The following is a 15074-nucleotide window of genomic DNA, read 5'->3' as shown; positions in this document are numbered from 1 at the left end:
CCAGTTTTTTGTTTATTAAAATTTTATATTTTTAGAGCTACAAATAATGATTAATTTTATTAACCTAATCTTAATTATAAGCACATTTACTCAACAGCAAAAAATTAATTTTTCTAACGTGCCATATTTGTTGTAAAAGTGAGAACAGAGTTCAGAATTCAGAAGTCAGAAGTCAGAAGAGATTAATCAATTTAATTCTAAATTCTACATTAGTGCCATATTTGGTATAAAAGTTAGAACATAATTCTAAATTCTAAATTCTAAATTCTAAATTCTAAATTCTAAATTCAATTTCTATAAACCATGAACATACAGACAGTTGCAACACAACCTTTTAGTGACCAAAAACCAGGCACTTCAGGACTCCGCAAAAAAGTGCCAACTTTTAAACAACCCCACTATCTAGAAAACTTTATTCAGTCTATCTTTGATAGTCTAGAAAACATTCAAGGTCAAACATTTGTGCTTGGTGGTGATGGTCGCTATTACAACCGTCAGGCGATCCAAATAATTTTGAAAATGGCTGCCGCTAATGGAGTGGGTCGAATGTTAGTGGGTCAGGGTGGAATTCTTTCTACTCCTGCTGCTTCCTGTATTATTCGTAAAAATCAAGCCTTTGGTGGTATAATCCTTTCTGCTAGTCATAACCCGGGTGGACCTGAAGAGGACTTTGGTGTTAAGTACAATATTAGTAATGGTGGTCCTGCACCGGAAAAAGTGACAAGTGCCATCTATGAACGCAGTAAAGTTATAGATAGCTACAAAATAATGGAAGCTGCGGATATTAATTTAGACCAATTGAGCAGTCATCAGTTAGGGGAAATGACTGTAGAAGTTATTGACTCTGTGGCAGACTATGCTGAGTTAATGGAATCATTGTTTGATTTTGGCAAAATATCAGAACTACTCAAGTCTGGTAAGTTTCGGATGTGTATGGACTCATTACACGCTGTGACTGGAGGTTATGCTAAAGATATTTTTGAGCAACGGTTAGGCGCTCCCGCAGGTACAGTGCAAAATGGTATACCTCTGGAAGATTTTGGTGGAGGACATCCAGACCCGAATTTGGTATATGCTCACGACTTGGTAGAGGTCATGTTCGGAGATAATGCTCCTGACTTTGGTGCTGCTTCTGATGGGGATGGCGATCGCAATATGATTTTAGGCAAAAATTTCTTTGTGACTCCTAGCGATAGTTTGGCAGTATTGGCAGCTAATGCTAAGTTGGTACCAGGTTATAGTTCTGGTTTGGCAGGTATTGCCCGTTCGATGCCAACTTCAGCAGCACCAGATCGAGTTGCAGAGAAAATGGGTATTAACTGTTATGAAACTCCCACTGGTTGGAAGTTTTTTGGTAATTTGTTAGATGCGGACAAAGCTACTCTTTGTGGTGAGGAGAGTTTTGGTACAGGGTCTAATCATGTGCGGGAAAAAGACGGACTTTGGGCAGTTTTGTTCTGGTTGAATATTTTAGCAGCACGGCAAGAGTCTGTAGAAGATATTGTGAAGGAACACTGGAAAATTTACGGTCGCAATTATTATTCTCGCCATGACTATGAAGGGGTAGAAACAGATAAAGCTAATACTTTGATGGGAAATTTGCGTTCCCTATTATCTTCTCTTCCAGGAAAGAAATATGGTCAATATGAGGTGAAATATGCTGATGATTTTAGCTATACTGACCCGGTAGATGGTAGTGTAAGTGCAAAGCAGGGTATTCGTATTGGTTTCACTGATGGTTCTCGCATTGTGTTCCGACTTTCAGGTACAGGTACTCAAGGTGCAACTCTGCGGTTATATGTGGAAAGTTATGAACCAGATGCTAGCAAACATGACGAAGATACTCAAGCAGCACTATCTCCTTTGATTGGTATAGCAGACGAAATTGCTCAAATTAAAAATTTGACAGGCAGGGAAAAACCTACTGTAATTACGTGAACTGTCCCGACGCTGACGCGAGCGTACAGCGCGGGCTTCCTACCCAGAGACCAGCGTAGTAGTAGATTTCTTACGTCCTCTATTACTACGACTTACAGTCTGGCGATCGGCTTTGTCCCGCGTCCCACAGGTCAAAATTTGTAGTCCCTCGTCCCTGAGGTTGATTGCAGCATTAATATCCCTGTCATGGGTTGTTTGGCAATTTTCACAAGTCCACTGTCTGACATCAAGAGGTAAACTTCCTACTTGGTTTAAGCAAATATGGCAAGTTTTAGAACTGGGGAAAAATCTATCAACCTCTTNTGGTAAATTAGGCTTTTCTGTGCAGAAGAAAATTTATCAGAGTTTGGGTGGAACAAAAGAGTATAATCGAGAGGTATGGGAAAAGTTTGGAGAGCAAGTAGGATGGAAAAAAGGAGACAAATGGTTGAGCTACAATGAGTTAAATTGGACACGAGACACATCATCGCATTACACGGGATACCTCCCCTTTTGCACCCCCTTTGTTGGGGCTCACCCCTTTGGGGGAGGGGGGGGGATTGCTGGGGGTCTCTTCTGTCGCGCAGAAGACTTAGGGAATCTCTTGACACCCCTGTGGGGGTTGGTCTCTTCTCTCGCGCAGAGACTTGTAGAGTGTAACATATAAGCGTTTCAGCTGCCTCAGTCAGTGATCAGTTATCAGTTATCAGTAAGAGATTTAAAGTTTATTGTTACGAACAAAATTAACTAAATAACCCCAGTAGTCATATCAAAAATTTATTGTTTCTACTCCTCAAATAATGAAACTACCCCAACCTGTAATTATTCCTGATGAAAAACTGACTAAATATTTATTAGTATATCGAGAACAAGATGACAAATCAAAATTTCTTTTACAAGCTGGTTTTAATATCAACAATTCTGAACAACTCAAAAATAGTATTCTGCAATTAGTTTTTACCACAGAAGCAATAGTAGATAGAAGCAATGAATACGGTACATTTTACAGAGTTGAAGGTACAATGACTGGAGTTAATAATAAAAATCTAGCAGTTATTACCATCTGGTTACAACGAAAAGCAGAGAATCAAACTCAATTTATTACTTTGATACCACTTAAAAGATAAAACTACCAATGCTTGAACTATACCAACGTATTTCTTTAACTCAAGACTTCCCAGAATATAACCTGAAAAAAGGTGATATTGCCATGTTAATTGATACAGCAACTCACCCAGAAGGAGGAGAAAATGGCTATGTATTGGAAGTATTTAATGCCATAGGAGAATCTATAAATGTGATTATTGTTCCTATGTCTGCTGTTGAACCTTTAAAACAAGATGAAATTTTGTCCGTTCGTTCTTTAGCCAGTAGGTTGGGTTAAGCGGCAGCACAACCCAACAAAAGTCTACATCTATACATAAAATATTTGTTGGGTTTCGGGTTCCTCAACCCAACCTACAAATCTTCCTAATTCCCAGGATGAGTCATATTTTTAGGAATTACAATCTCGTCAAATTCCTCCGCAGAAACATAACCCAATTCCAAACAAGCTTCCTTTAAAGTCAACTCTTTCTCATGAGCAACTTTAGCAACTTTCGCCGCCTTGTCATACCCAATTTTCGGACTCAAAGCTGTCACTAACATCAAAGACTGTTCCAAATAAAACTCTATTTTTTTCTGATTTGCCTGCAAATCAACTAATAGAAAATCAGTAAAATTATTACAACTATCAGCAATCAAATTAATCGACTGAATTAAATTAAAAATCATCATCGGTTTATAAGTATTTAACTCAAAACTCCCCTGAGCGCCAGCAAAAGCGATCGCTGCATCATACCCAAACACCTGAGTTGCTACCATCGTCATTGCCTCACACTGAGTAGGATTGACTTTTCCTGGCATAATTGAAGATCCTGGTTCATTTGCAGGTAAAATCAACTCTCCAAACCCACATCTGGGCCCGCTTCCCAACCACCGAATATCATTAGCAATTTTCAGCAGCGAACAAGCTAAAGTTTTCAAAGCACCACTCGCCATAACTATTGGATCGTGAGCAGCTAAAGCAGCAAATTTATTAGGTGCAGACACAAATGGCAACCCAGTTATTTCGCTAATATATTTTGCAGCAAGTTCGGCAAAACCACTAACTGTATTTAATCCCGTTCCCACTGCGGTGCCACCTAGAGCGAGTTCATACAAACTTGGCAAAACATTAGTTATGTGTTGTATATTTGCATCGAGTTGTGCCACATATCCAGAAAATTCCTGCCCTAATGTTAACGGTACAGCATCTTGCAAATGAGTACGCCCTATTTTCACAATGTCGGAAAATACTTCTGATTTTTCCTGGAGTGCATCGCGCATTTTCTTGACTTTCGGCAACAACTTTTCCTGTAATGCTATTGCTGAGGCGATATGCATAGCAGTAGGAAAAGTATCGTTAGATGACTGCGACATATTAACGTGGTCGTTGGGATGTATTGGTATTTTGCTTCCCATTTCTCCCCCAGCAATTTCGATCGCTCGGTTGGAGATGACTTCGTTGACATTCATATTGCACTGGGTACCACTTCCTGTCATCCAGACTCGCAGTGGAAAGTTACCATCTAGTTTCCCAGCAATTATTTCTTCTGCTGCTTGAGAAATTAATTTTGTTTTATCTTCTGGGAGTTTGCCGAGTTCGTGGTTGGTTTGAGCAACTGCCTTTTTGAGAATGGCGAATGCTTTGATGACTTCTGGTGGGATGTAGTCTTGGCCAATAGAGAAGTAGATGAGCGATCGCTGAGTTTGAGCGCCCCAATAACGATTTGCTGGTACTTCTATTTTTCCCATGCTATCGCTTTCAATGCGCATTTTAGACGACATTAATTCTGTCATTAGTATTTTGATGATATGGTGTATCTTTATATTTACTTACATCATTATCTTTTATGGTACTGACTTAGTTAAATTTTTATTTTTTTGTCTTTAATTTATAAGAATTTTATGCTCATAAAATTATCTGATTATACTATTTTTATTCTCTTTAGCATTCAGGTGCCAAAGCTAAAGATTGCGAAAGGTTATTTTTATTTTGATATTTCTGTTTTTTTAACTTTAAATATTTTTCTACTGTGTCTAAGATTTTTTTTGCATTTGCTGGTTTTCTTAAAAAATCTGTTGCTCCTGCTAATAATCCCCTAGCCCGATTTAGATAATTATCCTGTCCAGTATAAATAATAATAGGAGTTTGTTTATAAATTGAAGCTTTCCGCAAAAAATTACAGAGTGCATAACTATCAACTTCCGGCATAAATAAATCTATAAATATTAATTCAGGATTTTTTTTAGCCATTAATCCTACCCCTTGCATTGGGTCAGTAATTTTCTCAATTTTATAACCTTTAGGCATCAAAATTTGCTCTAAAAATTTACCTGTTGTTGGTGTAGAATCTATACAAGCTATCAGAGGTCTATAACGATTTGTTGAACAGTAAGCTAGGTGTAATTGTTCCCATGGAGAAGGTAAATCTGGTATAGCTCGAACTTCTATTACACCTTGTTTTAAAAAATGATATATAGTACGAGTTGTTAAGGTTAAACATTGCCTTTTTTTAGCTGTAATATCCCACAAGGTATTTTCACCATTAAATTTATTAGTAAGAACCTGTATAGATTCTTCACTGAGACGACTTTGTAATTTTATAGATTGTTTAACTACCGGAGCTTGTTCTGGGAAAATATCATTAATACCTATTTTTTGCCAGCGTTCCCAAAGTTTTTGTGCTGCCTCTATAACTTGCTTTAATTCTAATGGAGATAATGCTAAGTTGGAACAAATTTCTGATGTTAATTCCCCATCGGATTGCCAGTTGAGATTTAAAATTGACTGACCTGCTAAAGCAAAGAAAATTTCATAGCTGCTACTACGGATAATTGCTTTACCTTGTTTTATAGTTATTTGTTCTTTAGTAAGACCTTGCTGAAGAAGCTTATATTCCCATAATTCTTCAGTAGATAGTAAATTAGCGTTAAATTTTAGATGCTGACAATGTTGACTAATTGTTCTGTACCAACGTCTAGTTTGATGTAATCCCCCTGTAGCATATAACATTTGTCCTCGACAAAAGTAAATCTGCCATTTTTGTTCGCCATTGTCTAATATTAGTTTACCTGTTGCTTGCTTGTGACTAAGTGCGGCCAAAACTTTCCATACTTTGTTACACCTGATATTAGTTATTAACATAATTATTCTATTTTATATTTGCTATCTAATTTTATCTCTAGTTTAATCATACAATCAAACTTTTTCTATAGGGTTTAACCCTCTACGGAGTATTTTATCCACGATTAATTATTAAAAAATTAATTTTTCTGAAAATTTTACTATAAACATATAGATTAACTAGGTGTAAGCTATCAGTTACTAGCAGTCAGCGGGGATAGTCCATATAAAAAAGACATCTAAAAGCTTGGGTTAAAATCCCCGACTTCTAGCTTGTTGTTTAATTTTATGAGGAGTTGAAATCCCATTCTAAAAAGCTGAATACTAAACGCTCTCTCGCTGTTTGCGGAGCATTCCATCAGGAAATACTTTTTAATAATGTTGATTTAATGATTTTATTAAGATTACTTTTTTAATATATTTTACGAGATATAACAAAAAGATTAGGCGGCTAGTCGTGATGTGGTTTATATAGAAACACTAGATTTGACAAGTGCAAAATTGTGTATCAAAATTATCATTAATGAATAATTAACTTATAATTGATCGCAATTTAGTGTTAGCTTCCTACAGCCATAAAAGTCAAATCATATGTTTGCCCCAAAGTGCTTTTCAAATCATTTGTAGAATGTTTAGGATTGACATACTTTTCCAAAACTTCTACAATTTTTTCTGGATCGTAAGATTTATACAGGTAATCATTAGCACCTACAATTCTAGCTCTAGTCCGGTCGATAATACTATCTTGAGTTGAAAAAAATACAATTGGTATATCTTGAAAGGTAGTAGTTTTTCGTAAAAATTTACATATTGTATAGCCACTAACTTTAGGCATAATTAAATCCAAAAAAATTAAATCAGGTTTACATTCTTCCAAAAGAGCTAATCCTTTAATTGGATTTTGAATATGCAAAATTTCATATCCCAGTGGCTTGAGAATTTTATCCAGTAAGAAACCAGTACTATAACTATCATCAATACAAGCAATTTTGACTTTATCAACACTCTTTTCTATCGCTGGTAAGTGAAATTTTTCTGAAGGTGGAAGCCAATCTTCTACCTTCAGAAAATTAATTAAGCCTAGTTTTTCAAAGCTATATAAACTATGGGTAATTACCTCTAATGACATTTTCATTTCTAATGTAATATCCCAAATTGTTCGTTTACCATTGAGTAACTTATCGAGCTTCAAAACAGACTCTGATTTTTCTTGATTTAATAACTTATTTCTATTTTTAATAATTGGCACAAGTTCGGGATTAATGTGCAATAAACCTTCATCTTGTAAAGATTTTAAAAGTATTTTTGCTGAAGCAAGAACTTCTTTAATTTCTCGCCTTGATAACAGTAAATTTAAAGTTTTTTGAGAAGTGGAATGTTTCTGTGGATGCCATCTTCTTGTTAAACCTGCTTGACTAATAATAGCAAAGAAAACTTCTTCAGTAATAGTACGCAAAATTGCCTTAGCTTCACTTAAAGTTATTTGATTATCACTAATAGCTATTTGCAACAATTTATATTCCCATAGTTGAACATTTGTTAACTGATTAAGTTCAAATTTAAAGTTAGGACAATGTTTCTTGACAGCTCTATACCAACGTCTGGTAGGGTATAACCCACCACTTGCATATAAAAGATGACCAAATAGGAAATAAAGTTGCCATTCTTGATTGCCATAAGCGACGCTCAACTTTCCGGTAACTTGCTTTTTGCTGACTATACTCAGGGTATTTGCTAGCTTAATATAACCAATAGTGGGTGCTGACATAATTATTGAACCTTTCAAATCATCGTAATATTTAATTTTGCAGTATTAAGCACTAGAGCAGCATGATATAGACATGGTTTTTATTGTTTCATATTTCCTTTATTATGTCATCGCTTGTTATACTGAGTTTTTTTAATAATTGTACTGAAATATCAGGGTTTTCTCAGAAACTTTTTGATTTACTTGTTTGTAGCAGGAAACACTTAACAGTGGGGAACAGGTTTTCTTGTATTCAATTCATCATCACTCGATATACTAACCAATTCAATATTTACTAACAATATTTATTATTAACCACATTCTCTACCGATTATACATCCGCCATTCGGATTATTTTTGAATTATTTTTTTCAGCAGATTCATAATATTAGATTGTAGGTATAGCAGTAGACAGATAGGTTAGGACATAGATTGATCAAGATCTTTAGACAGGGAAATATTTTTCCTACTGTTCCCTATTCCCTGTAATATTTTATATTTTCGACATTGATTTAATTGTATCTCATCTCAAACTTGGTTGATTGTATACCAATTTGATAAATATTTGCTACAAATAGCTAGGATATTTCTTAGGAGTCAACCCACCCCTGCCCCTCCCAGGAGGGGAACCAGGAGGGGAAGTCAGGAGGACCGAGTCACACGGGAATAGCTTCAATACCATTTTCAGGTCGGAAATCATTCTTTTCTCTTGATGCGCTACCAGGTGCGACTGGCGTCGTCGCGGGGTCGCACCGCTCTCTTGGTCGATTGGATATGGCGAGGAGACCCGTTCTTACAGACCCGCTCCGCTAACGCCATCCCACCCTACGGGAAGCTACACTAACGACCGCTTTGTCAAAGGGAATATCCTGCACGTGTTTTTTTATTCCTCTTACTATTCGTAACATTCTTTTTTCACGCTTGGTATAACAAACTCCTGCTTAAGATAAATAGACATCTGGTAAAAATCAAAAATCAAATCAATTTTCACACTAGATATATCAATTATTTCTCCCTACTGCCTACTCCCTCTCTTCTGGAGATGTCTAATAATTATTATCTCGACAATAAGATAGTAAAGAATGATCGAAGCAAAGAGTTTTTTATTTACTCCCATTAGATCTGATTTATAAAGTAAATATTAAGAGGGTAAATACTTTACATTGTAAGGGTTTGACACTATCTAAGCCCCAAGGGCATAACTTTTGAAAAACCCATGCTAGAAAGGGATTTCAGATCAGTTTACAAATCAGTTCTAAAACAGTATCCATACTATTTACTGTTCTTGAGGTAATGCAGCTAATAAATTTATTGCATTATGTAGTTTGTCAGCAAAATAAATATGCTTTACAGATTCAAATTCATCACTAATTTACTCAATATAACGTAATTTTAGCTATTCGTATGGTGATTTAAGAATAGTATCATATAGTATTTTAGTAATTATTTATCTTATATACTGAGGAGTCAGGAATCAGGATAAAGGAAGGATGAGAGTGGAAATTCTCTAGGGGTATTTAGGTATTTTATGTCTGTATTGAGTGGAAGTATAGAGTGCGATAACTGTATAACCATATTTCATATAAGTTGTGAACAACTTAACTTTATTCCAGTCTTGTCTTCAGAGTAAGTTACTAATCTATTAGCTATCCATCTTTCCCATTCTTTTCTTAACTTTTTTTACTTCTTTATTCCTGTTTCTAGAATAGATCATTTGAATGCTGACCAGCTTAATGAATTCCATAGTTCATTTTCGACTATTTTTTCTTCTTTATCATAGAAGTAAATCCACAATTTATGTGATTTCTATATCAACAGCTAGCCGCAATAATAGTTTGTAATTTCTATTGCCGACATTAGTATTAGTATTTTATTTTAGCTCTGACAAAATTCTACTACTCTCATAAAATAGTTAGGTTTTCCTACTAAAAAACTACAACTTTTACTTAAAAGTTCATCTAAATCTTCCACAGACCTGAGCCAAACCTTGCCATTACTACCAGCAACAGCAATTTTTTTACTATCCGAACTAAAACTAATACTAATTACATTCTCCATAAATTCAAATTGACTAATCTGCCGTCCTGATAAATTCCAAAATCGCACAATACTATCAATTCCAACAGTAGCTATTAACTCTCCATTAGGACTAAAACTAACTAACTTAGTATCCAGATGTAAACTTTGAAAATTGTTCATTAATTTTCCTGTAGAAATCTGCCACAATTCAACTACTCCATTTGATGTTGCTGTTAGTAAAAGCTGGGGTTGAGAAATGCTAAAATTCATACTAATAGCTTGCACATCTAGAGTTTTGAACTGATTTTCAGATATATTCCATAATCTAATTGTAGACTTTCCATCTAATGTTGCTAGAAAGTTTCCATTAGGACTAAAATTAACAGCTCTAATTAAACCATTATCATTCAAAATTGAATCAGATAATATATTTATGGGTGGCGATGATACATTCCAAATCTTAACAGGAATATCTATACCAGAAGTGGCTAAATACTTACCATCAACACTAAAACTAATACTATTAACTTCAGTTTGAGATATCTCTAATACATATAATTTTTCCCCTAATAAATTCCATATTTTTACAGTACCATCACTACCAGCAGTTGCTAAATATTTACCATTCGGATGAAAAATTAGACTATTAACTGATTTTTGCTCCGTTTGCCATTCTGTAATTTTTTCGCCCTCAAAATTCCAAATAATTACTTTTCCATCTATTCCTGCTGAAGCTAAAATATCTTGATTCGGTCTAAATTTAACACTCGTAACAGCACCTTGATGACCTTGCAAAATAATCTTTCTTTTCTGAAGAAAACTGTCTTCAAATTGTTTTTGTTCGTCAAGTTTATCGAGAATCATTTGTAGTGCTAATATTGGTCGAGTCGCAGGATATTCCGCTAGAGGAATATTGTTATTAACCAAATCTTTTAATCTTTGTCCCGCAGATATCGCCTTGGGTAAAGCTTCAAGCAATGCTTGATTTGTTGTTGATTTTTTGAACATTGCTAATAACAAAGCATCAGTGCCAGTTTGTTCAATTTCTCGACTAGATTGTGCTAATCTAAATCTTTGATAAGCTAATAGAGAAAAACCTATTGATAAAACTAAAGATGTGCCAAGGATAGCAGAACCTATGGAAATCCAACGTTTAGCTTTTTGTTGTGCTTTTGCCACTTCTGCCTGAGCTTTTTTAGTTTCTATTTTTGTTGATTCTAAAGCTTCTATTTGAGCATCTAATACTAATCTTTGGCTAGTAGTTAAAAACTGAAAATCTTGATTTCTCAAACTTTTTCCTGCTGCCCAAACTAAAGCAGATTGTAAGTCTTCCCCTTGCAATAAATATGATTTATCTTCACAGTTTGAATGAAGCCATGCTTTAATTTTTGTAGAATAAGGAGGTAGTTTTTCTAACTCTTCATTAATCATTTCCTCGTGAAAAACTCTAGCATATATCGGATTCGCCACAGTTAATTTATTATCTCTTCTAACTACCAATCCAGATAACCTAAGTTCCATTTGTTCAGGACTATCATCGGCAACTATTCCAGCCAAATCATTCTGTAAAATTTGCTTATATAACCCTAATCTTCTAACTATTATTTGATCTTTTCTGAAAAGGCGATCGCGAATAGTTTTCAAATGTTCTGGTATATCTTTTGCTTCCCAATTATGAATAATTTTAGATTTAATCATCTCCTCTAATTCTATTTTATGATTAACAATGAAAACCCCATTTTCAATAATAATTTTACACACTTTTTGAGTTAAAAATGGTTGTCCATTCGTCCACGATAAAATCTCTTTTAAAACTTCCTCTGGTTGCTGACAAATTTCAACTAATCCATCCACCAAAGATAAGGCTTCATCAAACTTAAAACCAGTTAACTCAATAGCTCTACCAATATTAAAAGGTGTACTATTTAGGTCTTGACATAAATCTTGAGGTGTACTAACTCCTAACAAAGCAAAAGTTAAGCGATTATATTCTTGATTATTGGCACGTTTATTGTAACAGGAACGAATAAATACAAAAAAATCATCTACTGGAAAATCTAGAGCTAGAATACTATCAATTTCATCAATAAAAATCACAATATTGTTCTGGATTTTTGTGAGTAATATCGTTTCAATAAATTCACTTAATCGTTGTACGGGTGCGAGATAATTTCGTTCTCGCCACCAGGTACGAATATTGACATATTCTGAGAGGTTAAAATTATTTTCTAAGATGCGAAGAATACCTGCGTACCACTGTTCAGGAGTAACCCCCCGATTACCTATTTCTGAAATATCTATTGCCACACAAGAAATACCTTCTTGTTGTAATCTTTTAATCGTTCTAACTTGCAAGCTAGATTTTCCCATTTGACGAGAGTTGAGAACATAACAAAACTCACTTATTTTTAGATTTTTATATAGGTCTTCATCTGCTTGTCGCTTGACGTAGTTGGGTGAATTTCTGGGGAGACAACCACCGACTTGATAATAGGATTTTTGTGTTGAGTTATTCATGGCAAGAATGTATTTATTAACTAAGTTAACAGTCATAACTTTTCTTGGTTAGATTGAGGAAAGCTATAAGCAGTTGTGCAAAATTACAGCGTATTCGGTGGTTTATGAAGTTGCATGCAACGTCTGTACAGAGTAGGAGTTAGGAAAGAATATAGTTTTTTCCATCCTGAGTATTTTATTCAATAAGCTTTCATTATTTGGACTCTGAACTACTGTGCCACATTTACATGGAAATCTGCTGTAATTTAATATTTGGAGAAGGCAAAGAAGTTAGAAATGTTTATTAGATTAGATATCTCCGAAAAAAATATAATGATGATATTTTAAACTTGAAAAACTAAGAAGGAGCAAGGAAAAAGGGAAAAGAGAAAGATGATAAAAACACTATTTTATCAATATTAATTAGGACTTACGCAGTAAAACGTATTTTCGTCATTGCGACCGACAGGGTTTGCGTAGCAGTCCAGAACAGATAGCAATCTCAAGTCCTAGTTTTTCGTAACTCATGCGTAAGTCCTGAATATATAGATATAGCGTTTCTCAAATTGCTGAGGTAGAGTTCTTTTTCTTGTTTTCTATTCTCTGTTGCCCGTATCGTTAACGATAGTTGCGTGCAAACTAATCGCCGTTTTGTGCTTCGCAGAGCTTTCTCTAATATCAAATCTGCTGATTTCGGTAAAAAAAAGGGCGTTGCTGAGTGGTAATGATTTTGAGATTAACTTTGGGTGCAAAACATCAGTTTTTCAATTTTACCTTCAGCTAATAGACATCTCCAAGAATCAAAAATCAATATCTATATCCCAAAGAAATTATCAATTCTTTCCCCTCTAGGGAGGGGGAGGGGCGAGGGGTGGGTTCCCTACAGCAAAGCTGCCTACTCCCTAATCCCTATGGGTAGAGTAGATGTCTAATTATCATTACATTTAAGCAACGCCAAAAAAAGTTCCATCTGAGCACCATTGCCAAATTTTTCTCGATATCTCCATTTCCTCACCCTCCCCACACTCTTTATATCATGTCCACACTTTATCGTTTGTGTAAACCCAAGCGTGAATATCTACAGAAAATTTAATTAAGTTTTTTCGGACTTTTAAGTCTTCTGTTCTAGATAACTAAAGCCTTCTTCCTTTATTAAGTAAATTGAAAATTTTAGGTAGAGACAGAATATAACAATAGGCAATTCATAAAATAGAAGCACTGCCAATAACAAATCAGTTTTGGTAAAATACCTGGCTGTTATTATCTTAAATTTGCGTAGTAATTGAAAAATAACTTCAGAATTAGAAGAACAAGACAGAAAATTAATTACTCACTAACCGCTACTTCCAGCAGATAAAATTACTTCATAAAACTAGCGTAATCGATCCATATTCTCAACAGGGATCAGATTTTATATACTCAACTAAATTTGCATATCAAATGCTTAAAATTATATTTTAATCATAATTTGAGTTGAATATTATCAAGATTTTGTAAAGATTTTCATAAAAAAAGTAAAGATTTCGTGAAGTTAAAAAATTATCTGAATTAAGTCTTTTATATATTTACACAGATATTATAAAATGATATAGTATATGTAGATAAGTAACTAAACCGTAAACAATGCAACTGCAAAGTTAATAAAATTAACAGATATTTCTAACATTAAGTGTTAGTCCGTAAATTCAAAATTACGGTTAAACTGCTCAAAAAGGTTTACTACCTTAACTAAGAAATCATCTCAAGTTGTAACGGTCGATTTAAACTTTACAGGGTCATCTATTTCTGGGATAGCAATTGCGTTGAGCAGAACAGAGTTCTATTGCTTCCCAGAGTCGAGCTACTAACACTTATTACTCCCTGATAAAGTAGAAAAAGATGCCTAAAAAAGCCTATCTAAAATCTCACCTGAGTGAAATAGAAATCAAAACACGTTATCTCCAAACTAGAGATAGAGTAGAATCTCGACGCTGGCACCTTTTGTGGTTGGTGTCTCAAAAGTGGACGATTAAAGAAGCAGCTAAAGCTTTGGGTCTTAACTATGATTATGCTAAAGATATAGTAAAAAATTACAATCAACAAGGACCAAATGCCATTTTGAATCGACGGAAAACCAGGAAATTTTATCCTTCTCATGCTTTACTGACACTAGAACAACAAGAACAATTACGCATAGCACTCAAAAATCCACCCACAGACCAAGAAACCTGGACTGGACCGAAAGTGGCAGAATGGATTGCGAAGACTATTGGACGCGATCGCGTTTCTCCCCAACGTGGATGGGAATATATGAAACGATGTAGTTCCAATTCTTAAATTTCCTGAATACACCAACGTTTAATCTTTTTACTCTATTACATAGTAGTGGCGTGTGACAGCTCAATTAATGATGCCGTCACACATTACTATATAGATAGTGCGTTATTTCATGTCCGTTTAATAGCGGTTCTTAGGTGCTAGATCATAGGTGTAAATTCAAGATAGAACACTGGAAACGGAGCATAAATTTTGGATATTCCTTTCTTTTCGCGCATCAATTTTGAGGAAAAATCATCTGAAGGAGTGTTGAATTTTTTGTATTATTTCTCCCCACATCTTCCCTCTTACCTCCTGACTCCTTGCTTTTTGTATTATTTCTCCCCACATCTTCCCTCTTACCTCCTGTCTCCTGTCTCCTGTCTCCTGACT

General features: G+C 34.9%; 10 protein-coding genes and 1 pseudogene. 6 read left to right on the top strand and 5 right to left on the bottom strand.

The window, feature by feature from the left end; genetic code table 11:
* Positions 1-303 precede the first annotated feature (303 nt).
* Positions 304-1938, top strand: coding sequence for an alpha-D-glucose phosphate-specific phosphoglucomutase (locus tag F6K18_RS13195; RefSeq protein ID WP_287521394.1), 1635 nt, complete (start codon positions 304-306; stop codon positions 1936-1938).
* Positions 1939-1977: 39 nt separating this feature from the next.
* Here F6K18_RS13195 and F6K18_RS13190 read toward each other — a convergent pair.
* Positions 1978-2238: pseudogene (locus tag F6K18_RS13190) on the bottom strand (zinc ribbon domain-containing protein); the annotation flags it as partial.
* 22 nt (positions 2239-2260) lie between these two features.
* On the opposite strand from F6K18_RS13190, the gene F6K18_RS13185 reads away from it, so the two are divergent.
* From F6K18_RS13185 to F6K18_RS13175, 3 genes are all read left to right on the top strand, one after another.
* Complete coding sequence (locus tag F6K18_RS13185) at positions 2261-2584, top strand: GUN4 domain-containing protein (protein WP_287521557.1); 324 nt, start codon at positions 2261-2263, stop codon at positions 2582-2584.
* A gap of 133 nt (positions 2585-2717) precedes the next feature.
* Positions 2718-3044 carry a DUF6883 domain-containing protein gene (locus tag F6K18_RS13180; RefSeq protein WP_287521392.1) on the top strand — a complete coding sequence of 109 codons (327 nt, stop codon included), beginning with the start codon at positions 2718-2720 and terminating at the stop codon, positions 3042-3044.
* Positions 3045-3052: 8 nt separating this feature from the next.
* A complete protein-coding gene (locus tag F6K18_RS13175; protein WP_287521390.1) occupies positions 3053-3301 on the top strand; it encodes a DUF4926 domain-containing protein in 249 nt (82 codons plus the stop codon).
* Between the two features lie 86 nt (positions 3302-3387).
* Here the strand turns inward: F6K18_RS13175 and fumC are convergent, their stop codons facing one another.
* The 3 genes from fumC to F6K18_RS13160 all read right to left on the bottom strand — a co-directional run bounded on the left by fumC (position 3388) and on the right by F6K18_RS13160 (position 7892).
* Entirely contained in the window at positions 3388-4797 is a 1410-nt protein-coding gene (fumC, locus tag F6K18_RS13170) for a class II fumarate hydratase (RefSeq protein ID WP_287521388.1), read from the bottom strand.
* A gap of 148 nt (positions 4798-4945) precedes the next feature.
* Positions 4946-6145: a response regulator gene (locus F6K18_RS13165; RefSeq protein WP_287521386.1), complete on the bottom strand. Its 1200-nt coding sequence runs from the start codon at positions 6143-6145 to the stop codon at positions 4946-4948.
* Between the two features lie 538 nt (positions 6146-6683).
* Positions 6684-7892, bottom strand: a complete 1209-nt coding sequence (locus F6K18_RS13160) for a PleD family two-component system response regulator (protein WP_287521384.1) — start codon at positions 7890-7892, stop codon at positions 6684-6686.
* A gap of 517 nt (positions 7893-8409) precedes the next feature.
* Between F6K18_RS13160 and F6K18_RS13155 the strand changes: the two genes are divergently transcribed.
* Positions 8410-8541, top strand: a complete 132-nt coding sequence (locus tag F6K18_RS13155; RefSeq protein ID WP_287521383.1) for a hypothetical protein — start codon at positions 8410-8412, stop codon at positions 8539-8541.
* Between the two features lie 1205 nt (positions 8542-9746).
* Here F6K18_RS13155 and F6K18_RS13150 read toward each other — a convergent pair.
* A complete protein-coding gene (locus F6K18_RS13150) occupies positions 9747-12443 on the bottom strand; it encodes an AAA-like domain-containing protein (protein WP_287521381.1) in 2697 nt (898 codons plus the stop codon).
* A 1821-nt stretch (positions 12444-14264) separates the two neighbouring features.
* Between F6K18_RS13150 and F6K18_RS13145 the strand changes: the two genes are divergently transcribed.
* Positions 14265-14702 (top strand): helix-turn-helix domain-containing protein, encoded by a 438-nt coding sequence (locus F6K18_RS13145; RefSeq protein ID WP_124144036.1) that lies wholly within the window; start codon positions 14265-14267, stop codon positions 14700-14702.
* Positions 14703-15074 lie beyond the last annotated feature (372 nt).

Source organism: Okeania sp. SIO2C2, assembly GCF_010692625.1.
GTDB lineage: Bacteria > Cyanobacteriota > Cyanobacteriia > Cyanobacteriales > Microcoleaceae > Okeania > Okeania hirsuta.
Note: the sequence above shows the minus strand (reverse complement) of the source record. Positions and strands in the feature narration are given on the sequence as shown.

Bases quoted from the DNA above. Each gene is read 5' to 3' on its own strand.
- F6K18_RS13175 (WP_287521390.1), top strand. From the start codon at position 3,053: ATGCTTGAACTATACCAACGTATTTCTTTAACTCAAGACTTCCCAGAA.
- fumC (WP_287521388.1), bottom strand. From the start codon at position 4,797: ATGACAGAATTAATGTCGTCTAAAATGCGCATTGAAAGCGATAGCATG.
- F6K18_RS13145 (WP_124144036.1), top strand. From the start codon at position 14,265: ATGCCTAAAAAAGCCTATCTAAAATCTCACCTGAGTGAAATAGAAATC.
- F6K18_RS13160 (WP_287521384.1), bottom strand. From the start codon at position 7,892: ATGTCAGCACCCACTATTGGTTATATTAAGCTAGCAAATACCCTGAGT.
- F6K18_RS13195 (WP_287521394.1), top strand. From the start codon at position 304: ATGAACATACAGACAGTTGCAACACAACCTTTTAGTGACCAAAAACCA.
- F6K18_RS13165 (WP_287521386.1), bottom strand. From the start codon at position 6,145: ATGTTAATAACTAATATCAGGTGTAACAAAGTATGGAAAGTTTTGGCC.
- F6K18_RS13180 (WP_287521392.1), top strand. From the start codon at position 2,718: ATGAAACTACCCCAACCTGTAATTATTCCTGATGAAAAACTGACTAAA.
- F6K18_RS13150 (WP_287521381.1), bottom strand. From the start codon at position 12,443: ATGACTGTTAACTTAGTTAATAAATACATTCTTGCCATGAATAACTCA.